Source organism: Janthinobacterium sp. FW305-128, from assembly GCF_020858135.1.
Lineage (GTDB): Bacteria > Pseudomonadota > Gammaproteobacteria > Burkholderiales > Burkholderiaceae_D > Janthinobacterium.
This window is the reverse complement of sequence record NZ_JACYMK010000002.1, coordinates 431,956-455,567: the sequence shown is the minus strand read 5'-3', so window position 1 is coordinate 455,567 and position 23,612 is coordinate 431,956. Positions and strand designations below refer to the sequence as shown.

Below are 23,612 nucleotides of genomic sequence, written 5' to 3'. Positions count from 1 at the left end.
GTCAGGAAATTGATTGGTGGGAATACAGCATAACAGCATCACTGGCAAGATAGCCGTTTTGGCAAGATGGTGCGGCGATCATGGCCGCCAGCTGCGCGCGCATGTCGGCGGCCATGCCGAGCAGCAATTCGCCGCGCCGGCGCGCATCGGCGCGTTTCTTCGATGGCACCCCGGCCAGATCCGGCACGCGGTAAGCCGCGCAGGGCAAGTGATAATTACCGTCGCGCATGCGCAAGGCATGCAATTCCTGCCACGCCTGGTCGTAGTCGGCGGCGATATGGCGCCGCCGGCGCGCATTCAGGGCGATGCGGTTGTCGTTGCTGATCAAGAACAGGTTGGTACAGGCAAAGAAATCGCCGAAATCGCGCAAGGCCGTCACCATCAGGTTTTTCGGACGGCAACCGTGCAGCGCCCGCGTGGCTTCCTTGACGGCCAGCTTGCCCGCTTCCGAGCGCAAGCCTTGCAGCGCGCCCAGCTGCAGCGAGACGCCATCGGCGCGCGGCACGAACAGAAAGCTGGCCAGGTACAGGGGCAGGCCGTCGCGCGTCAGCCGCAGGCACAGTTCGCCCTCGCGGTAGCTGTCGTGGATGGCCGTCAGCTGCAAACGGTGTTGCGCCCCATCCTTGCCGTCGAACGCGGCCAGCACCACGGGTTCGCGCGCGGCCCGTTCGACCAGCGCACGCGCACCCGCTTGCCACAGGAAGCGGTAATGTCCTTCCAGCAAGGCCAGGCGATCCGCGCAACCGAGCCGGCGCGAGGCGTATGGGCGGTAAATCTTGAAGCGCAGGCAGGGATGCAGCTGCGCCAGCGAGTTCAAGCCCGGCATGCTGCCCAGGAAGGCGTGCCAACGCGTGCGCTGGCGGGGAAAGAAGAGGGCGCCCAAGGCCGCTTTCAGACGGTGGCCGCTGGCGGAATATAGTGGCACTGCGGGTGGCGTGGCGGGCGGCACGGCGGCGCCGTGGTGCAAGGTCAAAGCGATGTCATTCATGATTCTGCCGGAAAATGGCAGGCGCTGCACAATGAGAGCCTTGCCAATTTGAATGCTACGCGGGCCAGGTGAATTTCATATTAAGAAGCTATTCCCACGGGGCTGTAGAGGATGGCAACTAAACATTTGCCTTTTGGCAATATGACCGGTTATGCTCGCGGCACTGTAACCCGATGAAATGATTGCACGCCATGAAACTCCGCCATTTGCTTGCCATCCCCATGCTGCTCGCCGCGCAGGCCACCCACGCCCAGGACCGCACGGCCGATCCTCTGGCGCCGCTGGCGCAATGCATCAACCGCAGCGAGTTCCAGTTCAAAACGCGGGACCGCTTGCCCGCCAGCGCGACCACGCGCGTCGTCAAGATGGCGGCGGGGGAGCGCCGGGTCTCGACGGCCGATGGCTACCGGCTGATGCTGTTCCGCAAGAGCAGCTTGCCCCTCGCGAATCTGAAGATCGAGCGCAGCGCCGCAGGCCAGTTTGCCGCCGACCGCGAGACCATCGTGGCGCAAATGCAGGAGATGTCGGCCAGCAGCAAGCCGCCGCATCAGGTGCCGCTGAAAACGGACGCGCGCCAGGGCGTGGAAGTGCTAGGATTGAATAACGCCAGCATCGCGGAGACACCGGGCATTATCAGTTTCTATACGCTGCTGCATGCCGCCAGCGGCACGGTCGCCAGCGCCTACGTGTTGAACCAGCCGGCCGACCCGCGCGACTTTGCCACGGACGCCCAATACCAGGCCTTGCGCGACCAATTCATTGCTTCGCTTGCCAACTGCATGGCCGATCCTGCGCAGTAAGACAAGCGCACAGGAAGGAGACGTGAACCATGAAAAAAGCCGCTGCAAGCGCGCCGCCCGCCGGGGAAGCGGCAGGCACCGAATCGCCCGCCCGCCAGATCGACGCGAAAATCGCCTCGCTGGCGGACTGGCGCGGCAAAACCCTGGCCGCCGTGCGCGCACTGATCCACCAGGCGGACCCGGAGGTGGTCGAAGAAGTCAAATGGCGCGGCGTGCCCGTCTGGTCGCATGCGGGCATGATTTGCACGGGCGAAACGTATAAACTGGCCGTGAAACTCACCTTCGCCAAGGGCGCCGCCTTGCCCGATCCGGCCCACCTGTTCAATTCCAGCCTGGACGGCAACACGCGCCGGGCCATCGACATCCACGAAGGCGAGCATCTCGATGCCGCGGCGTTCAAGGCGTTGATACGCGCCGCCGTGGCCGCAAATACGGCGCCAAAACCAAAGCGAACGAACACTTGAGACATTATCTGTATATCTGGCACGACCCGGCCGCGCGCATGCTGGTCGCCTCCGGCATCGAATTCAACGATGTCATCCCCGCGCTCCTGGACGCGGACGGCATCGTGCTGCGCAAGGGCAGCGCCGGGACGCCCAGGAAACCTGCCGGCTACCAGACCCTGGCGCGGCAGCAATTGCCAGCGCTGGCGCATGAAGATATCCATGCCTGGGGCAGCCACGCCTGGGCCGATTGGCAGGGCGCGCCGCCGGCCCCCGGCGATGCGGACGTGGCCGCGATGCTTGACCATCGTGGCGCGCTCACGCCGCCTGCCGCCTTGCGCAGCCGCTTTCTCGCCTTTGCGCACGACGACGGCTGGTACCTGAAACTGTTGTATGCGGCATGGGACGACGCGGCGGCCTTGCTTGCCGGCGCCATCGCGCCAACCTTGGGCGCGCTCGACATGGACGCGCTGCAACAGGGAAGCGAAGGCTACTGGCTGCAGGATGGCGCGGTCCAGGCCGAGCTGAAAACACACGATATCGACAGCGTGTTGAACCGCCGTTTGTAGCCCATGAAAACGCCACAAGAAAAGAAACACCTCAGTTACGCCAAAGACCGCCGCAATACTTATGGCGAAAACAGTAAATCCTCGCGCAAGGCGATTCACGCCGCCAAGGCACGGGCGAATCGCATGGAGAGACATACGCAAGAGCAACTATTGGCGTCCACCCTGAAAGCGGACGACGCCGAGCAGTTGGCAGCGGTCGAGAATCGCGTGCGTGCCACGCCGCCCAGGCGATGGCGCAAGTTTCCCGATACGGCGCTCGGCCTGGTGCTGGCGCGCCGCCGGCCTGCTTGATACTCTCGGCACGGCTTGGTCTCGGCGGCATCCAGGAAAAGATGTAAAAAGTGGCGCGCAGCGCGGCTTTGCCGCAGCAGCGGCACCAGGGCAGCCTGGATGGCGTCCTCGAGCGCATCCTGGCGGACGTCGACGCCACGGTGTCCGCGATGGCTGTCCAGTGCGACGGTGCCCGTTTGAAATTGCAGCTCCCAGCGGCGGAAGATGTCTCATTGCTCAGTTGCCAGCGCCAGCAGCGTCGCGTTGATTGGCGTTAAGGTGAAATGCTGTGCGTACTCGTCCCGTCGGCCGTCATCTGGCAGGCGAAATACTGGGGCAAGCCTTGAGCGCTGGCCAGGCCCGTTCCGCGACCGTCATAGAGATCCCATACCATGTAGACAAGCTCAAACAGCGCGTTTCTCCTGGCTATCCATGAGCAGTGCCAGCCTTGCCGCCATGCCGGCATTGTCGCGCAGCAAGGTATCGCGTTCCAGCGTCAGCGCTTCGGCGCGCTGCTGCGCTGCCTGGGTATTTTCCGCCAGCATGTCGAGCTGTCTGTCCTGTGCAGCCAGCGCCACCTTGGCGTCGTTCAGCGCCAGCAAGGCCGTGTCCAGCTTGGCCAGCAGGGCGTCGGCCGAGGCGGCCGCCTGCAAATATTGAAATTCAAACTGGTCGCGCTCGGGACGCACGGTGGCCAGCGCCTCGCGGTCGGCGGCCGCTTCATCAGCCAGGCGCGTGTGTTCCGCCTGCAGCTGCGCCAAACGCATGTCCTGCTGCACCAGGGTCGCCTGCTGGCCTTGCAGGCGCTGCTGCAGCTGCGCGTTATCCTGCTCCAGACGGCTGATCCGTTGCTGCGCCTGGGCCCGCTCCTCGCTGCGCTGGGTCGCGGCCGCTTCCTGGTAATGGTCGAACTGCGAGCGCACCTGCGCCAGCTGGCGGTTCAGGGCCGCGATTTCCTCGCCGCGGTCGGCCAGGCGCTGCGTCAGGCCCGCGTTGTCGCTGTGCAGGGTGGCCAGGGTGACGGCGCGGAAATGGTGTTCTTCCTTCAGTTGCGCCAGCGCATGCTGGGTGGCGCGCAATTCCTGGGTGAGGGCGGCGCGCGCCTCCGTCAATTTCAACCGTTCACTTTCCGTCTTCTTCAGCTTGTCCAGCGCCGCGTCCAGTTCGGCGCGGTTCTGCTGCATGCCCGTTTCCAGTTGCTGCGCCACGTCGCGCTGCTGCTTTTCATAGACGCCGCGCATCGCTTCCATCAGTTCGGCCGGCAAGCCTGACTCCGTTTTCACGGCGCCCGTGCCCTGAAACTCTTCCTTCCAGCGCTTGAGCAGGGGTGCGATGGTGCTCTTGCTGCCCGTGCTGCCCAGCGCTTCGCGCACATTGTCGACCGTGGGATTGCGCCCATCGGCAGTGACGATTTGGGCTGCTTTCATAACATCAGAGTACAGAATGCCGGTGCGGGCCATGAAATCACCTATGAGCGAAATTTAGTAACGTATTACATGATACGTAATATCGCATAATATTACGATATAAATTTTCATCGTTTTTGAAAAATATAAAGCACGATAAGATCGCTTATCGCGTGTTATAGGGGTGCTTTGCATGCTATTCTGTGTGTCTCCCAGTACAAAACCGCGATTTCGCCGCCGCCATGCCCGATTTGCCTGTCCCGAAACGCCGCCTTGCCGTGACAAAAAGCGCCGCCTTGGCTCCTGTACCGTTACGCGGCGCCCTCGTCGATGCCGGGCTGGCCGCGCGCCACCAGGCCTTTTTAGCCGCCGCCACGTCCGACAACACGCGCCGCACCTACCGTTCCGCCATCCGCCACTTCCAGGCCTGGGGCGGGGCGCTGCCCGCCGACGAGTCCACCGTCATCCGCTACCTGATGGCCTATGCGGACAGCCTGAACGCGCGCACCCTGGCCCTGCGCCTGACGGCGCTGTCGCAATGGCATGTGTACCAGGGCTTTGCCGACCCCGCGTCCACGCCCACCGTGCGCAAGACCCTGGCCGGCATCGCCCGCCTGCATGGCAAGCCGAAAAAGAAGGCGAGGGCGCTGCCGCTGGAAGACCTGGAGTTGATCGTCGCCAGGCTGGCCGCCCTAGGCACCAACAAGGCCTTGCGCGACAGCGTCTTGCTGCAGCTGGGTTTTTTTGGCGCTTTCCGCCGCAGCGAACTGGTAAGTTTGAAGCTGGAAGACATCCGCTGGGAGCCGCAAGGCCTGGTGATCACCTTGCCCCGTTCGAAAACGGATCAACTGGGGGAAGGCATCGTCAAGGCGATCCCGTTCGGCGACGGCATCTGCTGCCCGGCTACGGCCCTGCGCGCCTGGCTGGGCGTGGCGGGCATCGCCGCCGGGCCGCTCTTGCGCACCGTCAACCAGTGGGGCCATGTGGGAGGAAAAGGATTGCACGCGAGCAGCATCAACACGATATTGGAAGGCTGCGCCCGGCTGGCCGGGCTCGATTACGTGCCGGAACTATCGAGCCACAGCCTGCGCCGCGGCATGGCCACCAGCGCGCACCGCGCCGGCGCCGATTTCCAGGCCATCAAGCGCCAGGGCGGCTGGCGCCACGACGGCACCGTGCATGGCTATATAGAAGAGGCGGGCCGCTTTGAAGAAAATGCTGCGGGGAGTTTGTTGAAGGGGAAGAAGGCGGCGGGCTGAGGGCATCCGGCAAGACCTTGCAGTGCGCCTTCAGCGGACGTCCATGCGGGCGCAGCGCCCTGGGGGATTACGCAGGGGCTACGTCGACACGCTCAATTTCCAGCTCGGTGGCGGAGCTTAACTGCGCCGCAATAAGAGCGCTCAGATCCACGTCCGCACCGCCATCGGATACGTCCGCGCAGCTATCGATAATTAGCTGAAAACAGTTGTCGCGGATATCCCGCGTATCTATATCCGGCGGTGGAGGCGCCAACAGAGCGATTTCCAGTCCAAGCGCGAAGGCGCGATACGCCGGATATTCTTCGTATTTCCCTTCCTCGTCAGGCGAGAACCTGATGCCAAGTGCCTCAGCCAGAATGACAACCGTGGCTTCGAATGGCAGCGTTGGCCGAATGTTCAGACAAGCCGTAAAGTAGCTTCCGCTTTGACAATTTCGCATGCAACCTCTGGTATAAATTTAAAATAGATGATCTCTTGCCACGTCAGGTTTGGACGTCCGCTCCTGGAAATTCCTGGCATTCGAATTGAACAATCCGGGACTTTCCCGAATATGTTCGTTCAGAACTTCGAAGTTAATTCTTTTCAACGGGACGATACGAGAAACTTGGACATTGAATTCGGCCGTTCAGACAATAGGACTGCACTAATTTAAGCTGCCCAAACAGTTCGTCAATTGTGTCAATACGGGCAACATCATACTGATCACAGTCCCGCTCACACCAAACTTCAAGTTGAGGAAATTGGGTCAGCAAACTTACCATTGCAGATGCATAGGAATCGGCACTTGGCCAATGATAATTCCTCTGACGATCCAGCTTGGGTAGCAACTTTGCAAACCTCAAATTATCGTTGGGAGTGGCTTGGCCGAACAATATTCCATCCCAATAGCAGAGGATTTCATCCGTAGGTCCCCATTCTGATTCAAACGCTTGAATTTTCAATCGTGCACTGTCTTTCGGCAACTCGATGACCAAGACATCTGGGGTTAACTAAACGGAGAAAAAATTTCGAGCATAGAGGTCAGGAAAATATTTTTGTCCCGTATCGGGGCCGCTAACAATGGATGGCCGCTTGTGGCCGGTCACTGTCATCCTAAGGCGTTCCATCGAAAGATTAGCGCGGCAACGGGCACAGTCAACAATATCACCGGAACCGCCGTGAGCCAGAACTGCTCTAACTCGCCCTCACGCAATAGCCTGCGACAAATGTCAGCTCATGGCCGAACTCTGCAGTAGCGCCTAAGGATAACATGTTGCCAATCTGGAAGGTACGTGGAATTTCACATGCCTTGCGGGGCGGCGGCAAGAACATCCACATCATGGTCGTCAGCAACGGCGACTTTCAGTGACTGTCCGGCTAAGAGAAATGGTGTCCGGGTTCAAATGCCATTCGGTGTCCAGCTTGGTGTAAGAATCGGTGTCCGGTTTGATGAGAATACTCATCGCTACGCCGACGACGGTGGCTATGGCCTAATTCCGTCTGGGGTGAGGGGCTATTACACTCTCAGTTTATTTGTGCAACAAAGCCATTATTTACGGTCCTTTTTTTGGTTTTGCATTCTCTTGTGATCCAAGAGGGTTATCCACAATGCAAATATTGTTGCGTAAAATAAGATTGCCCGTCCGGCATTTCTTTTTTGAAATGGAACTCCGGTAAAAAAGCCGCCAACGCGATCAAGAAAATCCATTATCTGGAAGAAAAATGGTTCCTTATTCCCGTTGGGACCTAGCGCAAGAAATCCTGAGGAAAGGTCCAGCAGGTAATAAACGAAGGCAAATGCGATAAAACTGCCAACGAATGTTATTAAAAGGGAAATGCATTGATTCCATTTCATCGTCGATTTTTTGCGCAGCACCACGGCCTTCATACCGTGGAGGCGAAGCGGAGATCCGCTGCGGTGGCTTGCCTGTCGCTCCGTTGTTGCCACCAGTAAATACTCATATCAGTCTGCACGCTGGGTAAGTTTGCTATGCTGGCCGAAGCCGGCCGTTCGGACCAGCATAGCAGGTTGTCGAATGGAAAATCTAGCGCGCCCTACGACAGACCAGATTCGCCCCAAACCGATCTGTTTTGCTTTGCCAAAGCGCACGCTCAACGACCAAATTCAGTGACGCAGAATACCAGTGTGCAACGACGAGTTAGAATGAAAAACATCTATTGACGTGCTCCTGGAATACATCGGATCAGCATAACGAGAAATACACAAAATCCGAAGCTACCAACAGCCATTTGGTTATGCGGTTTGCCAATTGGAGGTGGATAGCGATCTACCGTAATTATCCGCAGTAGTAGCCATCCCGGCCAATAAAATATACCGACAATGATTACTTCGGCGACAGCTCGCAATGCAATCTCGATTAATCCATCAAGTGCCATGGCTTTGTCTCGCTGAAATTTAAGTTGACTGGCACGAATATTGAAGAGGGGAAGTTAGTATCCGATTAGTTTAACTAGTTCATGCTCGTATTGCAAATAATCAACTTTTCCCGGAAGTGGCGGCAATCAGATTATGGCCACCAGTGGCCCATGAGCACCACGAAATACCTAGCGAGAAAAGTCAGGCATGCCACGTCAACGCGAATGGCTGTTCTTGGCTGCGGATTCAATCGATCAATGCAACACACTGTTCAAATCGTTGAGCCGGTGTTTGGTAGTGTAGCGTCTTCCAGCAGGCGCTGCGCCAGGCCCGTTTTGCGGTGCGCGGGCAGTACGCCGCCTAGCCAGCTATACAAGGAGCCATCCTCGGCGGCATATCCCAGCTTGCAGCCGGTCCTGCAGCTGTGCCAGGCTTCCTCAATAGTGCCGGACCGTATCACGCGGCCGCTTGCTCCCGGGGACGGATGATCATGCAGGTGGCCGTCGCGTGCGCGTACACTTTACCGGCTTCATCGCGGATCGTGCCTTCGGAAATGACCAGGTTGCGGCCTGCATTGATGACCTTGCCTTCCGCAAAGACCGTCACGTTGAAGGGCAGGGGGCGGCACATCTTGATGTTCAGGTCCGTCGTGCCGTAGCTTTCGCCGGCCGGCAAGACCGTGTGCGTGGCGCAGCCCGTGACCGTGTCGAGCACGGTGGCGGCGAAACCGCCGTGCACGCCGCCCATGGGATTCGTGTGGTTTTCATTCGCCGTGGCCGTGAAGATCACGCGGCCGTGCTCGATCGTGTGCGCATCCATGGGCATGGTCTTGGAAATGCCGGGCCGGGGGAACAGGCCTTGCGCGAATGCTTGCATCAGTTGCAAGCCGTTCATGTCGTTGGGGTGCATGGGTAACTCCTGTGGTGGTGATGGGGGGATGAATCAGACGTCCTGCGCAAAACGCAGGCGCGAGGCGTGCAGCAGGAAGCGGGCGACGACGGCCAGCTCTTCCTCGCTGAAACCGGCTTTCAGTTGTTCGTTCAGGCTGTCGAGCAGGGGCAGGGCATGCGCCAGTACCTCGCCGCCCTTGGCCGACATGTGCAGGGTGCCGGCGCGCGCGTCGAGCGCCGACTGGCCGCGCACGATCAGGCCGTTTTCTTCCATGCGCGCCACCAGGCCCGTTACGGCCGAGTTTTTCAGCTGCAATGCCCGCCCCAGATCCTTCAATTGGCAGCCTTCTTCGCCCTTCAGGGCAAACAGGGCGACCACTTGCGTGCCGGAAAAGCCCAGTTCGCTGGTGAAAACCGCATCAGCCGAGCGGAACAGGTTCTGGCGCGCCAGGTTGAGCAGATTGAACAGGCGCGGCGAACGCTCGCCCAGCGGGCAGGCGGCGGCATCGGGAAGGTCTGGCTGGGGGGAGGTATTGATACGCATGCGAAGTATACTACTACGTATGCGTAATAAATCAAGCGACTATTTTCAGTCGCGCTGGTGGCGCCCCACGTAGCGGGCGCGGGGCCGTATCAGTGCCGCGCTGGCGGCTTGCTCGGCGGCATGCGCGATCCAGCCGGCCGAGCGGGCCAGCGCAAATACGCTCATGCCCGCGCCTTCGGGCCAGCCGAACGCCAGTTCCATGGCGGCCAGCGCCAGGTCGGCATTCGGGCGGGCATCGAGCAGTTCGCTTGCTGTGGCGCAGACGGACAGAATGGCGGACAGATGGGGGTGTCCGGGCGACAGCACCGACAAGCGGTCCAGCAGATACGCGGCACGCGGGTCGCCGTCTGGATACAGCGGATGGCCAAAGCCGGCAAATTCCGGTGCGATGGTCTTGTAATACTGGCCGATGGCGGCCCTGGCGTCCGGTGCGGCCAGCGCCTGCGTCAACATGCGCCTGGCCGCCGCGCTGCCGCCGCCGTGCTTGTCTCCGGACAAGGCACCCAACCCGGCCATCAGCGCGGCGGGCAGGCTGGCGCCCGTCGAAGCGACGCAGCGTACGGCAAAGGTCGAGGCATTCAATTCGTGGTCGGCCAGCAGCACGAGGGCCGCGCGCAGCAATTCCGTTTGTTCCGCATCGGCATGCCACGCCCAGGCCAGCTGCAGGTGCAGCGGCAGGGCGGACGGCGGCGTCCGGAGCAGGGCGGCGGCCAGCAGGCGCATCTGGGCGGGACCGGATGACAGCATGCTTGCAGGCAGATTCGCGGACGTGGACGCCAGCATGGCCAGGGCGAGCATGGCGCGCGCCAGCGGCGGCGCGTCCGGCGCGCTGGCCAGTCCTGGCGGCAGGGCCGGGGCGTCCTGCTGAAAATAGTCGCTAAGGTTATCGTCCCACAGCAGGCCGGCAGTCGCTTCCAGTGTCGCGGACTCGGCCAATGCCGTCGCATCGCAGGCCCGGTACAGCAATCGTCCATCGAGAATGTGGGAAATGCGCGTCTCCAGCACGGGCAAGCCCCAGTGCATGGCGGCCACGGCCGTCTGGCCGCCGCGCTTGGCGTCGTTCTTGCGGGCCGCCAGGCGCAGCACGTCTTCCTGCGGATAGCGCTTGCGGCGCGATGCACCGTTGCTGACGGAGGCCAGCAAGCCCCGGCTCACATAGGAATACAGGGTGGGCAGGCTGACGTTCAAGAGGCGCGCGGCCTCGGCAGCGGACAGATCGTTGTTCATGGCGGCCATTGTAGCGGCTGTCACTTTATATTGATTGGTGGAATCAAGATTGACGGGCCGGGCGGCGCGTCACTAGACTCATGCCTTTCCAGGAGTCTCCTTGAGCACACACACCATTCGCACCCTGCGCCCCGATGACGCCGCGCCCTTGCTGGCCTTCGAGCAAGCCAACCGGGCCTGGTTCGAGCACCATATCGACCGGCGCGCCGATGATTTTTACAGCCTCGACGGCATTCATGCCCACGTCGCGCAATTCCTGGACCGGCACGCACAGGGCCGCATGCACCCCTGCATCATCGTCGATGAACACGGACAATTGATCGGGCGCGCCAACCTCAAGGATATCGACGGGCAGACGCAAACGGCCGAAGTCGGCTATCGCATCGGCGCGCAGCAAGCGGGCAAGGGCCTGGCCACGGCCGCGCTGCGCCATCTGATTGATCTGGCGCAAAACGAATGGCAGCTGGCCAGCCTGTGCGCCTACGCCATCGACGGCAATGCGGCGTCGATCCGCGTGCTGGAGCGCTGCGGTTTCATACAGGGAATGGCTGTGCCCGATATCGCCATCGTGGAAGGCAAGGTTGTCGATGGCCATGCCTATGCGCTGCAGTTGCGCTCGGCTGGGGTAGACTCTGCCAGGTAATAGATAAGCAACGTTGACAGATATGAATCATGAGGACCCAAAGCGCGCAGAACGCATTGGCATCGTCGGCGCGTCGCTCGCCTACCACCGGACCAGCAAGGGCCACAAGTCACCGTGGTCGAGGCAGGCGGCATCGCGTCCGGCGTGACGGGGACCTGATTTGCCTGGCTAGCACCACAGTTGCGGCAAACGCCGGAACAGGCTGTCCACGAGCCGGAGCAGGGCGCCATCGACGCCGTTGCCGCAACCCACGCCGTGCTGGCAGCGGCCGGGACGCTCGGCGCCACGGTCAGCACGCATACCGTTAATGCGACAGCACCGAATCGCGCGACCTGTGCCCGAGGTAAGGCAACAAGCTGATTAATCCAAGCACTGCCAGCGCGACGCCGACCCACAGTGGGGAGCGCAAGCCGTAGCCGGCGGCAATGCCGAGGCCGCCGAGCCATGAGCCGGCGCCCAGGCCGATGTTGATGACGGAGGTATGGACGGTGTTGACCAGGGGCCCGGGATGGGCGGTTTTCATCACGCGGGCGATGATGGCGGGATTCATCGACATGCCCACGAGGCCTGTGACGACCAGCAAGGCGACGCTGATGGCCTTGTCGTGCGCAAAGACCGCGAACAGTGCCAGACTGATGCTCAGGATGACCATGCCCCAGACCATGATGGGCGTGGTGTAGCGGTCCGCATAACGGCCGACCACGCCATTGCCTACCACGTTCGCGATGCCATAGACGCCCAGCAGCCAGGGGATCGAAGACGCTGGAAAGCCGGTAATTTCCGTCAGGATGGCCGCGAAGTAGCTGAACGCCGCGAAAATCGCACCGATGATGAGGCCGCTGCTGGCATACGCTGCCCACAGATGGCGGTTGCGAAACTCCCCCAGTTCCTTGCCGAGGCTGACGATTTCGGACGGCTTGGCGCGCGGCACCAGCACGGTGATCAGTGCCAGGCACAAGAGCGCCAACAGTACCACCAGCCAGAAGCTGGCGCGCCACCCCAGGTGCTGGTCGATGAGCGTGGCGACCGGCACGCCGACCACCGAAGCGAGCATGAGGCCGCCGATCACGACGGCGGCGGCGCGTCCGCGCGCGTTGGGGTTGACGATGTCGGCACAAATGGCCAGGGACAAGCCAAAGCAGGTGGAGGCCGCCACGCCCGTGACCACGCGTGCAATGGCCAGCATGTCATAGCTGGTGGCCGACGCGGCGACGGATTGGGCAAGGATATAAAAGCCCAGCAGCCACAGCAGTCCCTTCTTGTTCGGCACGCGCAGTTTGAGCAAGGCAATGGTGCTCAGCGGCCCGCCGATGACCATGCCCATGGCATAGAGCGAGATCAGGTAGCCGATCCGTGTCACCGGTTCGTCCATGGCCAGGGCCAGCGACGGCATCATGCCCGCCACCATGAATTCGGATGTCGTTAACGAAAAGATCGTCAACCCCAGAATGTAAACAACCAGCGGCATAGCAATATCCTTCGAGATTAATAACTAAAACACTCGCCAGGCGGGCGCGCGCCCTGGCCGCATGGGGCTCGGGCGCGCGCCACATCCTGGTCAGGTGTTGCAAGACGTAAAGACGCTATCCGGAATGTCGCCGACTAGCAGGTTGGGGAAGTCGCGTACCGAAAGGTGCTGCGGGTCATTGCCGGTGACCATGCGCAGCAGGCGGTTGCCGCCGGTCTCCAGGTAAAAGACCGATGGCGGCTTGCCCGCACGCTCGACTACCCAGGCGTCCGCCTCCTGGCCCAGCACGGTGTGGCGGCCGTCGTGACGCGCGCCGCCGTCCAGCAGCACGGCTTGCGGCAGGAACAAGTCATGGAATGGCGTGACCTCGTCGGCCAGCGCCGTGCCCTGCAGTTGCTCGCCAGTTGCCTCCGCCTGCCTTGCGTAGGCCACTTTCTGCTTGCGGCTTTGTTCGCGCCTGGCATCGCCGATTTCCGACATCCACAGCAGGTGCCCATGTTCCTTTTCCGACCAGGGATTGAACAGGCCATCGATGCGGCAGATGTTGCGTGCATAGTCGAACCAGCAATAGCCGGACGTGACCTGGTCGTCCTCCTGCATCGGTGTCCAGTAGGAAATATAGGCGCTGCTCCATTGCAGCGGCAGCAGCGGCGGGGCGAGGTGTGTCGGCATGGCGGCTCCCTAGCGGCCCAGCGCGTAGCCGAGGCTGGCCATCAGCGCTTCCTGCAGCGACGGCAAGTCCTTGCGGCGCGCGTCGAAGCTGGCGGTCAGCTCTTCATTGCTCAGTCCGATACGCTCGCCCACGCTTTCAAACCACAGGCGGCTGCTGTTGGCGTGGTCCTTGAACAATTGCATCAGGGGCACGGCGCGGGCGTTGAAGCTGTCCAGGGCGGCCGCCGTGCCGGCTTCGGTATGGAGGATCTTGACCAGCAGCAGGGCTGCCACCACCGCCATGGTGGTGCCATGGCCGATGGAAAAATGCCCCGATTGCAGCGCATCGCCGAGCAGCACGAACTTGCCGTCGCAGGCCCGGTCGCGGCTGAGAGTCATGAAGTTGCGCCAGCCCTGGCCCGGTTGGCTCTGCAACCCGTGCTCACCGAGTTCGGCCTTGAAGGTTTGGGCGATATACGCGGCGGCGTCGCGTTCGGACAGCGCCTCCAGCCCCGCCTTGGCGTACGTTTCTTCGCTGCATTCGACGATAAAGGTGCTCATCGTGTCCGAGTATTTATAGGCATGGCCGATGAAAATCCCTTGGTCATTGCTGCGGAACACCAGGTTCATCTGGTCGAACAGCTGGGTGGTACCATACCAGATGTATTTGTTGCGGCCGAAATCGATGTGCGGCGCCAGCGCGGGCGGCAAGTCCAGCGATTTGTAGTTGACGCCATTCGACACCACCACCAGGTCGTACTCGGCTTCCAGCTGCGCCTTGTCCGCCGGCGGCGTTTCATAGCGGATGGCGATGCCGGCCGCCACGCACTTGGCGCGCAAGGCCTGCACCAGGGCCTGGCGTCCCACGCCGCACAGGGTCACGCCGGTGCTCATCAGGTTGGGCTGGTCGTGATGCACGAGCTTGAATTCTTCCAGGAACTGGGGATTGAGCCGTTCCGGCTGCTCCAGGTAGGAGAGCGGATTGGCAGGATGGCGCGGCGGCCGTCCCGGCAGCACCACGCCCCAGCCCAGCACTTCTTCCGGGGTATTTTTTTCCGTAATGCTGATATTCCAGCCCGGTTGGGCTTGTTTCATCTGACTGGCAAAGATCAGTCCTGCGGGTCCTGCGCCGATAACGAGAATGTTCATTAATTTACCCTTCCAAGTTTGTACCAAACGTTTTGTTTCTTCTGGATTTGCTGCAGTTCATCGTAGGGAACCGATGTGAAGTACAGTTTCTCCGCCATGTCTGGCGGATAAACACGGGGGAATTTCTTGTGCATGTAGCGCGTGTAGCGCGTCTGCAGGAAGAAAATCAGATTCGGATTGCTCAGTGCTTCATAGTTGGCGATCGCCATGTCCTGCATGGCGTCCGCCTGCACCTTGCGCTGCTGCGTGAATTCGGACAGGGCGGGGCCCAGGGCATTGCCATGCTTTTCCAGCAGGGAAACGAAGACGTGGACGTCTTCCAGCGCCATGTTCATGCCTTGTCCGAGGAAGGGGGCGGTGGCATGCGCCGCATCGCCGATCAGCAGGATATTGGCCTTGTAGTGGAAGGTGCTGGAGCGGACATTGATGAGGTCGTTACTGGGCAGCGTCATGAACTGCTCCAGCATCTCCTTGCGGTGCTCCGGCGGCAGGCTGCCGAAGTAGCGGCTGAAGAAGTCGGCCATGGCTTCGCGGTTCAGCGTGCCCAGGCTCGGTGTGCCGGTGTAGGGCAGGCACAGGGCAAAGCTGATGCTGCCGTCCGGAATGGTGGCCGCGCGACCGGCAAACAGCCCCTTGGAATCCATGCCGAAGAAGTACAGCAAATCCTTCCTGAAACCCAAGTCCGCCGCGTTCGGCAACACCAAGGTTTTGTAGCCATGGCGGAAGTAACTCTGCCTGAATTCAAAGCGGCGCACGCCGCTTTGCATGGCGCGCCGTACCGCGGAATGGGCGCCGTCTGCGCCAATGATCAGGTCGCCATCCAGCTGCCGTACGGCGCCGTCCGGGGCCTGAATCAGTACGCTCTTTCTTTCCAGGTCGACATCCAGGCATTTATGCTCAAAGTAATACTTCACCTCGTGCTTGACGGCATGCCGGTTCAGCAGGCGCTGGAAGGCCGTGCGATCCAGCGACAGGGGAAACAGGCCTTCGAGCGGGGTCAGCTCGCGTATGCGGTGCCGGCCGCCCACGCTGAACGCCATGCCGACGATGGGCTCGCCGCACTGGTCGAGCTCCTGTTTATTGATGCCGGCTCCCAGGACGGCCTTGATGCCGCGCACGGTCATGCTCACGCCGATGGCGCGCGAGTTGACCGGGTCGGCGTTTGCGGCATTCTCCAGCAGCGGATCGCCGCGTTTTTCGACAACGTGGACATCGTGTCCCCGTTGCGCCAGATAAATGGCGCTGAGGCTACCTGCCAGGCCTCCGCCGACGATAATGATTTTATGCATTTCAGGCCTCTCTTGACATCTTTCCCCGAGATAAATCGGTAAGTTGCTGATTGAAAAACTCCAACATGTCTATCGGCGCCATGCCGATGACATCGCTCTCAAGGCTGCGCGCGTACTGCGCCAGCGCCAGGCATTTCTGCGCCAGCATGTCGCAGCCCAGGCTGTAGTCGCTGCTGACCCGGCTGCCGACCGGCTCGGGCACGGGCGGTCCCGCGTGGCGGCCGGGCAAGCCGGACGGCATGTTCATCAGGGCCGCCGACAGGGGGCGCAACAGGCCGGTCATGATGTCGATCGAGGCGTTCATCAGGCGCGAGCGGCGCAGGCTGCCCAGCGGCTGCTGCGCGAAATGGTGCGCCATCAGCAGGAAGGTCAGTTCGTAGCACCCCTGATACAGCCGCATCAGCGCGCGCGCCTTCGGGTCGGTCACCACGCTGCAGTCCGCGCGCGCTTCCAGCACGGGATTCTTCAGCGCCGGCAGGGCCGGCTCGAACGGCTTGTCGCAGGCTGAAAACTTGCCGGCGACGGCACGCAGGCGGTGGAAATGGGACGAGGCGAAATGTGGCGAATCGACAGCCACGCCTTCTCCCTGCTCGGTGACGAAGTCGATGGCGAACAGCGCGCTGTCGCGGTCGGACACCTCCAGCTGGTAGCCGGGATAGGCGCGGTTGGTCAGTTCTTTCAGGAACAGGTGGTGTTCGCCGCCGCGCTTGCCGCCGCCGCTCTCGAACAGGCCGGGCAGCTCGGCCACGGCCTGGCGGATCGCCGTATAGAAGGTCGCGATGGATTTGCCCGGCGTGGGAATATAGTCGGGCCATTCGAAACGCACGAAGCGGGCCAGCACGTGTTCGGAAAATGGCTCGAAAGCAAATTCCGTGTCCAGGCCAAAACGCTGGCGCGCCTGCTGGCCCAGCACCGGGGTGCCGCTATAAAACGGTTCGCCCAGCGCCATCAACACATTGTTGACTAATAAGTAGTGAATCATTTCTTCATGGGCGATTTCCAGCAGCGCGCCGCGCGTACCGCTGTTGCGGCGCCGGTCTTCGCCGCCGCAGGCCAGTTCCAGCTCGGCCGGCAGCCAGCGGCCGGCCCGCACCAGCGCCGCCCCCTGCGCGTAATTGGGAATCGAATACGCGGCATACAGGTACTGCAGCATCAGCGACAATTCCAGGTCGATGGCCTTCTTCAGCTCGTCGATCAGCTCCGCCTTGCCGCCGATGACATGCTGTGCCGCCGGTTGCGGCAGCGCCGCCTTGGCCTTTGCCTCGACCTGGGTCAGGTATTTGAGGAACAGGCGCGACTTCGGCAGCGACAGTTCGCGGGTGCTGGGCATGTAATAGCTCTTGTCGCGGTTCTGCGGATCGCACATCTGCCACATCAGGCGCGAATACGTTTCGCACTTGCACTGGTCCGCCAGGCTGAAGACCTTGTCCGACATGAAGGGGTACACGAGCTCGTAGTAGCTCATCACATGCCGGTAGAGGAAGGCGTAGTCGACCTGTTCGGCCGGTACGTCGTCGAGGTCCCAGTCGTCGGGCAGCACGCGCACGCCGAGGTACTGTTTGTCGTTGCCGGTCCCCAGCACGATCCTGGTCGCGCCCGGCTGGCGGCCCGTCAGGGTCAGCGCCGTATAGCCATGCCCGAGCGGCGACGGCTGCTGCTCCACGGCCAGCAGCGCACCGTGTTCGGCCTGCGCTGACAGGGACGCAGGCGCCGCCAGCGCGCCGCGGAAGCGGCTTTGTACGGTGATCGTCTGCGGAAATTGCTCGTGCTTTTTCCGGTTCGGCGCTTCCAGGTACAGCTGGTTGCTGTCCGATTGCAGCACCCAGTCGGCTTCTTCCCACTGCGCCTGTGCGCTGCCCAGGCTGAGCGAACCCGAGGCGGCGGCATGTTGCAGCGGCACATCGAAGACGCCGTGATGGCGCCAATAGTCGCGGTACAGCTGCTCGGGAATCCGGGCCAGCAAGGTGCCGGCGCCGTCATGCAGCAACAGCTCGCCCAGCGCCTGCTTGCCGCCCAGGGCATGCGTCGGATGCTGTTCCGAGACGGCGCCCGTGCCGCGCGTGGTGAACGGAATGGCGGTCGGCATGTTGAACGAGACGCGGTCCGCATGTACTTTTATCAGCACCGGCCCCAGGCTGCCCTGGCGCGGCTGCAGCAGGCGGCCGGCCGGATAGGTGGCCAGTTCGTCGCGCCGCCACAGGCCGATGCTGCCGGCCAGGTCGTAGAACACGGGCGAGTCGGGTTTTTGCGGCGTGGACATATTGAACAGGCAATACTGCACCGTCAGTCCCAGCACCGCGTCGTCGGCCAGGGCTTGCTGCAAGGCATGCATGCTGGCCGGCAGCGGCAGGTCCGCATTGAACAGGAAATGCGGGTCCCCCTTTGCCACGGAAAACTGGAACAGCCTGGAGCGGCCGAATTCATCATCCAGGAAATGCCCGCTGCGTTCCGCGATATGGCCGCTGCCGAGCCAGCGCACCGAATGCGCCTGCGCGATGTCGGCGGTGAACAAGGTGGGCGTGTTTGGCGTGGCCAGTTTGTCGCTCAAGGTGAACTGGCCGGCGTAGATCAGCGTGGTGTCCGGCTGGGCCGGGTTGTTGTCGATCCACCTGGCGCGGTTGAACGTCGTACGCAGATACTCGTTGTAGTGGCCCCACAGCGCCAGCTTGGCGCCCACCAGCGCGTCTTGCGTATCGACCTCGCCATCGCGCAGCTGGACGCCCGTGATCCTCGCGTTCTCCCACGAGAAATGATTGTTGCCGCAAAAGTTATAGCCTGCCGCCTGGCTGAAGATACCGTCCGGATCGGGCTTGCCCTCCGCATTGAAACGGGGGGCAAGCTGTTTCAGGTGCGCATGGAATTCGGCCGGCGGCCGGCTCAGGTCGACAGCTTCGCCCGCCATCGATACCGCATTCGTGGCGATATCGATGTTGCCATGCGTATTGCGATTCCCGGTCGGCACATTGGCGCGGGCAAAACCCCGAAAATGCAGGCGGGGGAAGTCAAGTAGGCTCATGCGCGCTCGGTCGAGGTAGTGATGAAGGTATCGTTGGCGGCGGCGACGTCTTCCAGCTGATCTAGCCGTTGCAGCAACAGGCCGCTGGCTTGCTGGGCACTGATCAGGCTGCCTTCCATCCAGCCGCAATGCGCGGTATACGCATCCGAACAGGAAATGATGCCGTCCCGGTGCAGCAGGACGGCCGGGTGCTCGGCTTCCGGCTCCACGCAAAACTCGACGCCATGGGGCCAGAACTTGTGAAAGTGCGCCTTGATCTGCGGCAGCGGCTGACCGTCGAGCGGCAGCACTTCTTCCAGGTGGCTGCGGACACGCTCGAGGTACACGTCTTCACCGAGCTCGAGGCTGTCCCGCCAGTAGGCGGCGCTTTTGCTGTCGGTATAGAACAGCACATATTTGTCGCTCTTGAAGTAGATCTTGCGCAGGGGATTTGCCGCCATCAGCACCTTGTCGGTCAGCCCGAGCGCGTCCCACCAGGCCGTGTCGAACGTCAGGAAGCCCTTGAACAGGGGCAGCGAGTCGTACTGGAACGGACTCCAGGCGTGCGGGAAATCCAGGTTCAGGCGCGGCATGGCGGACGGCGGGATGGCCATCACCAGATGGCGTGTGCGGTGCATCTGCGTGTCGCCGTGGTGGCTGAAGGCGAGCACATGCTCGGCGCCGGATTTTTCAACGGACAGCAGGCGGTGTTCGAGCCGGAATTCCACCCCGGCGGCCTGGGCCTGGTGCTGCAACTGGCACAGCAACGCGTGGTAGCCGTCGGTCGCATAGTGCCACTGGTTGGCGGCGTTTTCCGTAAAATGCTGCGTTTCCGGGTGCTTCTTGATGATGTCGTAGGCCATGGCCGCCGACACCATCGGCAGCAGCAATGCGTCATAGCCGGTCGCCTTGATGATGTGGGTGGCCTTGGCGGCGCCCAGGTAATGGCTGACGAACGCGAGGAAGGAGTCATTCGGATGCTCTTTCAGCATCGGGCTCAGGTCATCCAGTGTTGCCTTCAGCTCTTCCAGCACGCTATCGTGGGAGATGACTTCGGTGAACGGGTAGACCGCATGCGGCAATCCGCTACCCTGCATGAGTTGCTGGAAATGCGGATGCAGCTGCGGCGAGTAGCGGGCGGCGCCCAGTTCGGCGATTTCCTCGCCATCTATTTTCCGCGACTGGATGCGGCCGCCGACGGTGGCGTTCAGGTCGAAGACCCGGATGCGCAGCTTCCTGCCGGCGGCGCCGTCGATCAGCCGATTGGCGCAAGTCAGGCCGCCTATGCCGGCGCCGATGATGCAAATATCAGAATACGTGCTCATACGAAATTCCTTTTTAACGTTCATTAAAAAAGCTGCAAAATCGTTAGCAAAAGTTTCCCCCGCCCGTGCAGGCAAGAGAGGGGGGAACGCTGGGTGTTACCGCACTTGGCGAGCGTTATCGGCTGGGAAATGAAGAGCCTGGCGAGAACTGGCGTTGCGTCTGGTATGGTCGATTCTTGGCAGCAGAGTTTCTGTTTCAAATCAAAGATGGCACCGACAATAGCCCGGGTATCGGGCTGTCAGTTTGATAAATATCAATGTAGTTGTCGTCTGCAAGGCGCGCGCTGATCAAGCGCGAATGTTGCTACGCTCATCGAAAACAGGAGGCACCATGTCCGAATTCATCGACTTATTGCAATGCTCCGCCATGGCTGCTTCGCTGCTGGTGGCGTGGCTGGTGGGTTCGCGCACGGCTGCGCGGCGCCTTGCCGGGTTCTAGATATCGCCATCGTGGAAGGCAAGGTTGTCGATGGCCATGCCTATGCGCTGGAGTTGCGGCGCCTGTGGTAGACTCGGTCTTGTGATAAATAAGCAACGTTGTCAACTATGAATCAAAGTGCTCCAGAACGCGTCGTCGTCATCGGCGCCGGCATCGTCGGCGCGTCGCTCGCCTACCACCTGGCCAGCAAGGGCGCACAAGTCACCGTGGTCGAGGCGGGCGCCATCGCGTCCGGCGTGACGGGCACCTCGTTTGCGTGGATTAACACCTCCTGCGCGGGGATTGATCCCATCGCGGCCCTGCGCGGCGGGGCCATCGCAGCCTACCGGAAGCTGGAATCGCAGGTGCCGGGCTTGACGATGCGCTGGCACGGCGCCTTGTCGTATGGCACGCAGGATGGGCGCGTGTCGCCTGAATCCATCGTGATTGACCGCTCGCGCATCGCCCAGCTTGAACCTCAGCTGCGGCAGCCGCCGGAACAGGCCGTCCACGAGCCGGAGGAGGGTGCGCTCGACGCCGTTGCCGCCACGCACGCCTTGCTGGCGGCGGCCCAGGCGCTCGGTGCAACGGTCCGCACGCACACGCCCGTGCTGGGTTTTACCGTCCGGGACGCACAGGTGACGGGCGTGGAGACGGCCGCGGGCCTCATCGGGGCCGATATGGTCGTGCTGGCGGCGGGCACGGGCACGGCCAGCCTGGCCGCGCAGCTGGGAGTTGACTTGCCGATTCACGCCTCGCCCGCCATCTTCCTGCGCTACCAGGCGCCGCCCGGCCTCGTGCGCGGCATCATTTCCAATCATGCAATGGAAGTGCGGCAAGCCGAGGACGGGACCATGCTGGCAGCGGAAGACTATCTGGACGACGCGCCGGAAAACCAGCCCGCCGCCATCGCGCTACGCACGGCCAGCGCGATACGGGAAGAACTGGAGGGGGCGGAGGCCATCGCGCCGGAATTCGCCTGCATCGGCCTGCGCCCCATGCCCGCAGACGGCGTGCCCGTCATCGGCTATCTGCCAAATATCAAAGGAGTGTACGTATGCGCCATGCATCCGGGCGTGGTGCTGGCCGCCATCGTGGGCCAGCTGGCCAGCGGGGAGATTGTCACTGGCGAGCCAGCGCCGGCCCTGGAGGCTTGCCGGCCCGCGCGTTTTCAGGCGCGCTGATTCCTAGGGCACAGGCGCCACGAACACGGGCAGCACGAACGGCGCCGGCTCCTGCGCATCGCCGTCCTCCGACGGGGCCTGCACGAAATCCTCATTGCGCCAGTCGCCGTTGACCACGCGCTCGGCGATCAGCGCCAGATCCTGCGTTTCGCGCAGTTCGCAGCGAAACGGCAGCCGCCCATGCGAGCGCGACACCAGGCTGAAGCGCAACTGCCGGCATTGCGCATCGTGCCAGCAATAGAACAGCATATCCTCGCCAGCGAGGGCACTGCGGCGCGCCGCGATCACCTTGCCGATGAAGGCGACGATATCGGCCGCATGGATCTGCGGTGTTTCCTCGTCCGTGGGCGAAAAGCTCCACATATTGGTCCTGGCTTCGTGGTTGATGTCGTCGGGATCAATCTCCACAGGATCGTCTTTGGCCATGGCGAGCCAGTTGCTGAACACCGTTGATAGCGTCATGTCAATCTTTCTATTTTCGTGCGTGCAAGCGGCTAGCGGGCAATGCGGTGGCGGCGTAGCCACTCATCGGCAACATCGCCCATGGTTTTCGCGGCGCCGTCGCGTATCCAGGCCATGAAATCGCGCTGGAACGTAAATTTCGGTCCGCATTGGGCAAGCAGGAAGCGCCTGACGTTCTGCGTATTCCTGTAGTGCACATCAACGACAGTGTGGCGGGAAATAATGCCGCCGTGCCAATCGAATTCCATGCTGTATTTCCTTTGCTGTATTACCTTGAATGGCCAGAGCGTGCCATTCTAGATCATGGGCAACAGTTCAGCGACCGTCCAACTGTCTCACCCCCTAGGCCCATCCGCCAACAACTCCGCCAGCCTGGTCGTCAGCCACAAACTCGTCTCGCTCAGCTTCTTGCCATGGATAGCCAGCCGCCGCACCGGTAGCCTGGATAAAGCCAGCGCAGGGCAGGGCACTTCCTGCAGGTAGCCCTTGTAATTGTCGTAATTGGCGATATTCAGCGGCAAAATCGCCCAGCCCAGCTCGTCCGCGACCATTTCCGCGATGCTGTAAAAACTGTCGGAAAACCAGACGGCGGGGCTGAACGCATGTTCGCGGTTGAGCTCGGAATCCATGATCAGCTGGCGGTAGCGGGTCAGCTCGTTGCGGCTCACTTCGTGGCCGTGCGCCATCGGGTGGCCCTTGGCCACGAACACGCCTTGCGCCACGCTGCCAATGTGCTGCTGTTCCAGCACGGGAGAAATCGGGCCGCGGTCGAAGTGGAAGGCCACGTCGGCTTGCTGCTGCTCCACGTATTGCGCCACTTCCGACGCCGTGGCGTTGAGCATCACCAGTTCCAGCGCCGGGTAGCGCGCCGCCAGTTCCTTGACCAGGGTGCCGATGGCCAGGTAGGGCAGGGCTTCGTCCAGGGCCAGGGTCAGCTGCGCTTCGGGCGCCTCGCTCAGCAGCTGGGCGCGCAGCTGCAAGCGCTCGGCCTGGCGCAGCAGTTCGCACGCTTCGAGGTGCATCACCTTGCCCGCCTCCGTCAGCACGGCGCTGCGGCGCGAACGGTCGAACAGTTCCACGCCGAATTCCGCTTCCAGCAAGCCGATCGAGGTGCTGACCACTGATTGCGCGCGGCCCAGCCGACGCGCCGCGCCCGAGAAAGAACCGGCCGCGACGGCCGCTTCGAAGTAACGCATTTGTTCCAAAGTCCATTGCATGGCATCCACCTATCTGTTTTGCAGATGGATTTTAACTTGAATGCCATTCAGGGGCGACA

The 23,612-nt window shown here is 61.9% G+C and carries 24 protein-coding genes; 7 read left to right on the top strand and 17 right to left on the bottom strand.

Annotated elements, in window-relative coordinates; translation table 11 throughout:
- Nucleotide 1: 1 nt before the first annotated feature.
- Entirely contained in the window at nt 2–988 is a 987-nt protein-coding gene (locus IGS60_RS06915; protein WP_230503147.1) for a DUF535 family protein, read from the bottom strand.
- Between the two features lie 191 nt (nt 989–1,179).
- On the opposite strand from IGS60_RS06915, the gene IGS60_RS06910 reads away from it, so the two are divergent.
- Genes IGS60_RS06910 through IGS60_RS06895 form a run of 4 tightly spaced genes read left to right on the top strand, consistent with a single transcriptional unit; the run spans nt 1,180 to nt 3,091 of the window.
- Nucleotides 1,180–1,788, top strand: coding sequence for a hypothetical protein (locus IGS60_RS06910; RefSeq protein ID WP_230503146.1), 609 nt, complete (start codon nt 1,180–1,182; stop codon nt 1,786–1,788).
- Between the two features lie 29 nt (nt 1,789–1,817).
- On the top strand, nt 1,818–2,252 hold the full coding sequence (locus IGS60_RS06905; protein WP_230503145.1) for a DUF1801 domain-containing protein: 435 nt from the start codon (nt 1,818–1,820) through the stop codon (nt 2,250–2,252).
- A complete protein-coding gene (locus tag IGS60_RS06900; RefSeq protein ID WP_230503144.1) occupies nt 2,249–2,800 on the top strand; it encodes a hypothetical protein in 552 nt (183 codons plus the stop codon). The genes IGS60_RS06905 and IGS60_RS06900 overlap by 4 nt, the downstream gene beginning before the upstream one ends.
- 3 nt (nt 2,801–2,803) lie before the next feature.
- Complete coding sequence (locus IGS60_RS06895; RefSeq protein WP_121669397.1) at nt 2,804–3,091, top strand: hypothetical protein; 288 nt, start codon at nt 2,804–2,806, stop codon at nt 3,089–3,091.
- Between the two features lie 383 nt (nt 3,092–3,474).
- On the opposite strand, the gene IGS60_RS06890 is transcribed toward IGS60_RS06895, so the two are convergent.
- Nucleotides 3,475–4,497, bottom strand: a complete 1,023-nt coding sequence (locus IGS60_RS06890; RefSeq protein WP_230503143.1) for a DNA-binding protein — start codon at nt 4,495–4,497, stop codon at nt 3,475–3,477.
- 275 nt (nt 4,498–4,772) lie between these two features.
- Between IGS60_RS06890 and IGS60_RS06885 the strand changes: the two genes are divergently transcribed.
- Entirely contained in the window at nt 4,773–5,735 is a 963-nt protein-coding gene (locus tag IGS60_RS06885; protein WP_230503142.1) for a site-specific integrase, read from the top strand.
- Nucleotides 5,736–5,802: 67 nt separating this feature from the next.
- Here IGS60_RS06885 and IGS60_RS06880 read toward each other — a convergent pair whose 3' ends face one another.
- From IGS60_RS06880 to IGS60_RS06860, 5 genes are all read right to left on the bottom strand, one after another.
- Nucleotides 5,803–6,174, bottom strand: a complete 372-nt coding sequence (locus IGS60_RS06880; protein WP_230503141.1) for a hypothetical protein — start codon at nt 6,172–6,174, stop codon at nt 5,803–5,805.
- A gap of 1,089 nt (nt 6,175–7,263) precedes the next feature.
- Nucleotides 7,264–7,662 (bottom strand): hypothetical protein, encoded by a 399-nt coding sequence (locus IGS60_RS06875; protein ID WP_230503140.1) that lies wholly within the window; start codon nt 7,660–7,662, stop codon nt 7,264–7,266.
- Between the two features lie 885 nt (nt 7,663–8,547).
- Complete coding sequence (locus IGS60_RS06870) at nt 8,548–9,000, bottom strand: PaaI family thioesterase (protein ID WP_121669401.1); 453 nt, start codon at nt 8,998–9,000, stop codon at nt 8,548–8,550.
- A gap of 33 nt (nt 9,001–9,033) precedes the next feature.
- A complete protein-coding gene (locus IGS60_RS06865; protein ID WP_230503139.1) occupies nt 9,034–9,525 on the bottom strand; it encodes a MarR family winged helix-turn-helix transcriptional regulator in 492 nt (163 codons plus the stop codon).
- Nucleotides 9,526–9,570: 45 nt separating this feature from the next.
- Complete coding sequence (locus IGS60_RS06860) at nt 9,571–10,776, bottom strand: citrate synthase family protein (RefSeq protein WP_230503138.1); 1,206 nt, start codon at nt 10,774–10,776, stop codon at nt 9,571–9,573.
- A 76-nt stretch (nt 10,777–10,852) separates the two neighbouring features.
- Between IGS60_RS06860 and IGS60_RS06855 the strand changes: the two genes are divergently transcribed.
- On the top strand, nt 10,853–11,395 hold the full coding sequence (locus IGS60_RS06855) for a GNAT family N-acetyltransferase (RefSeq protein ID WP_230503137.1): 543 nt from the start codon (nt 10,853–10,855) through the stop codon (nt 11,393–11,395).
- A gap of 168 nt (nt 11,396–11,563) precedes the next feature.
- On the opposite strand, the gene IGS60_RS28325 is transcribed toward IGS60_RS06855, so the two are convergent.
- The 7 genes from IGS60_RS28325 to IGS60_RS06825 form a co-directional block, all read right to left on the bottom strand.
- Nucleotides 11,564–11,695 (bottom strand): hypothetical protein, encoded by a 132-nt coding sequence (locus IGS60_RS28325; protein ID WP_268993948.1) that lies wholly within the window; start codon nt 11,693–11,695, stop codon nt 11,564–11,566.
- A gap of 4 nt (nt 11,696–11,699) precedes the next feature.
- Nucleotides 11,700–12,863 carry an MFS transporter gene (locus IGS60_RS06850; RefSeq protein ID WP_121669404.1) on the bottom strand — a complete coding sequence of 388 codons (1,164 nt, stop codon included), beginning with the start codon at nt 12,861–12,863 and terminating at the stop codon, nt 11,700–11,702.
- Between the two features lie 90 nt (nt 12,864–12,953).
- Entirely contained in the window at nt 12,954–13,535 is a 582-nt protein-coding gene (gene vioE, locus IGS60_RS06845) for a violacein biosynthesis enzyme VioE (RefSeq protein WP_070218764.1), read from the bottom strand.
- A 9-nt stretch (nt 13,536–13,544) separates the two neighbouring features.
- Complete coding sequence (locus IGS60_RS06840) at nt 13,545–14,609, bottom strand: tryptophan hydroxylase (RefSeq protein WP_230503136.1); 1,065 nt, start codon at nt 14,607–14,609, stop codon at nt 13,545–13,547.
- Nucleotides 14,610–14,662: 53 nt separating this feature from the next.
- A complete protein-coding gene (locus IGS60_RS06835; protein WP_070218766.1) occupies nt 14,663–15,952 on the bottom strand; it encodes an NAD(P)/FAD-dependent oxidoreductase in 1,290 nt (429 codons plus the stop codon).
- Between the two features lies 1 nt (nt 15,953).
- Nucleotides 15,954–18,968, bottom strand: coding sequence for an iminophenyl-pyruvate dimer synthase VioB (vioB, locus tag IGS60_RS06830; RefSeq protein ID WP_230503135.1), 3,015 nt, complete (start codon nt 18,966–18,968; stop codon nt 15,954–15,956).
- Nucleotides 18,965–20,272 (bottom strand): FAD-dependent oxidoreductase, encoded by a 1,308-nt coding sequence (locus tag IGS60_RS06825; RefSeq protein ID WP_230503134.1) that lies wholly within the window; start codon nt 20,270–20,272, stop codon nt 18,965–18,967. Before IGS60_RS06825 ends, vioB begins: the two co-directional genes overlap by 4 nt.
- 546 nt (nt 20,273–20,818) lie before the next feature.
- On the opposite strand from IGS60_RS06825, the gene IGS60_RS06820 reads away from it, so the two are divergent.
- On the top strand, nt 20,819–21,874 hold the full coding sequence (locus tag IGS60_RS06820; protein ID WP_230503133.1) for an FAD-binding oxidoreductase: 1,056 nt from the start codon (nt 20,819–20,821) through the stop codon (nt 21,872–21,874).
- Between the two features lie 3 nt (nt 21,875–21,877).
- Here IGS60_RS06820 and IGS60_RS06815 read toward each other — a convergent pair whose 3' ends face one another.
- From IGS60_RS06815 to IGS60_RS06805, 3 genes are all read right to left on the bottom strand, one after another.
- Nucleotides 21,878–22,336, bottom strand: a complete 459-nt coding sequence (locus IGS60_RS06815) for a hypothetical protein (protein ID WP_230503132.1) — start codon at nt 22,334–22,336, stop codon at nt 21,878–21,880.
- Between the two features lie 32 nt (nt 22,337–22,368).
- Nucleotides 22,369–22,584 (bottom strand): DUF6434 domain-containing protein, encoded by a 216-nt coding sequence (locus IGS60_RS06810; protein ID WP_230503131.1) that lies wholly within the window; start codon nt 22,582–22,584, stop codon nt 22,369–22,371.
- Between the two features lie 87 nt (nt 22,585–22,671).
- Nucleotides 22,672–23,553 (bottom strand): LysR family transcriptional regulator, encoded by an 882-nt coding sequence (locus IGS60_RS06805; protein ID WP_230503130.1) that lies wholly within the window; start codon nt 23,551–23,553, stop codon nt 22,672–22,674.
- Nucleotides 23,554–23,612: the final 59 nt, after the last annotated feature.

Excerpts from the sequence above, each read along its gene's own strand:
- IGS60_RS06895 (WP_121669397.1), top strand. The coding sequence starts at position 2,804 with ATGAAAACGCCACAAGAAAAGAAACACCTCAGTTACGCCAAAGACCGC.
- IGS60_RS06915 (WP_230503147.1), bottom strand. The coding sequence starts at position 988 with ATGAATGACATCGCTTTGACCTTGCACCACGGCGCCGCCGTGCCGCCC.
- IGS60_RS06905 (WP_230503145.1), top strand. The coding sequence starts at position 1,818 with ATGAAAAAAGCCGCTGCAAGCGCGCCGCCCGCCGGGGAAGCGGCAGGC.
- IGS60_RS06815 (WP_230503132.1), bottom strand. The coding sequence starts at position 22,336 with ATGACGCTATCAACGGTGTTCAGCAACTGGCTCGCCATGGCCAAAGAC.
- IGS60_RS28325 (WP_268993948.1), bottom strand. The coding sequence starts at position 11,695 with ATGCGTGCTGACCGTGGCGCCGAGCGTCCCGGCCGCTGCCAGCACGGC.
- IGS60_RS06810 (WP_230503131.1), bottom strand. The coding sequence starts at position 22,584 with ATGGAATTCGATTGGCACGGCGGCATTATTTCCCGCCACACTGTCGTT.
- IGS60_RS06835 (WP_070218766.1), bottom strand. The coding sequence starts at position 15,952 with ATGCATAAAATCATTATCGTCGGCGGAGGCCTGGCAGGTAGCCTCAGC.
- IGS60_RS06865 (WP_230503139.1), bottom strand. The coding sequence starts at position 9,525 with ATGCGTATCAATACCTCCCCCCAGCCAGACCTTCCCGATGCCGCCGCC.
- IGS60_RS06840 (WP_230503136.1), bottom strand. The coding sequence starts at position 14,609 with ATGAAACAAGCCCAACCGGGCTGGAATATCAGCATTACGGAAAAAAAT.
- IGS60_RS06880 (WP_230503141.1), bottom strand. The coding sequence starts at position 6,174 with ATGCGAAATTGTCAAAGCGGAAGCTACTTTACGGCTTGTCTGAACATT.
- IGS60_RS06890 (WP_230503143.1), bottom strand. The coding sequence starts at position 4,497 with ATGAAAGCAGCCCAAATCGTCACTGCCGATGGGCGCAATCCCACGGTC.
- IGS60_RS06825 (WP_230503134.1), bottom strand. The coding sequence starts at position 20,272 with ATGAGCACGTATTCTGATATTTGCATCATCGGCGCCGGCATAGGCGGC.
- vioB (WP_230503135.1), bottom strand. The coding sequence starts at position 18,968 with ATGAGCCTACTTGACTTCCCCCGCCTGCATTTTCGGGGTTTTGCCCGC.
- IGS60_RS06850 (WP_121669404.1), bottom strand. The coding sequence starts at position 12,863 with ATGCCGCTGGTTGTTTACATTCTGGGGTTGACGATCTTTTCGTTAACG.
- IGS60_RS06870 (WP_121669401.1), bottom strand. The coding sequence starts at position 9,000 with ATGCACCCCAACGACATGAACGGCTTGCAACTGATGCAAGCATTCGCG.
- IGS60_RS06820 (WP_230503133.1), top strand. The coding sequence starts at position 20,819 with ATGAATCAAAGTGCTCCAGAACGCGTCGTCGTCATCGGCGCCGGCATC.
- IGS60_RS06910 (WP_230503146.1), top strand. The coding sequence starts at position 1,180 with ATGAAACTCCGCCATTTGCTTGCCATCCCCATGCTGCTCGCCGCGCAG.
- vioE (WP_070218764.1), bottom strand. The coding sequence starts at position 13,535 with ATGCCGACACACCTCGCCCCGCCGCTGCTGCCGCTGCAATGGAGCAGC.
- IGS60_RS06805 (WP_230503130.1), bottom strand. The coding sequence starts at position 23,553 with ATGCAATGGACTTTGGAACAAATGCGTTACTTCGAAGCGGCCGTCGCG.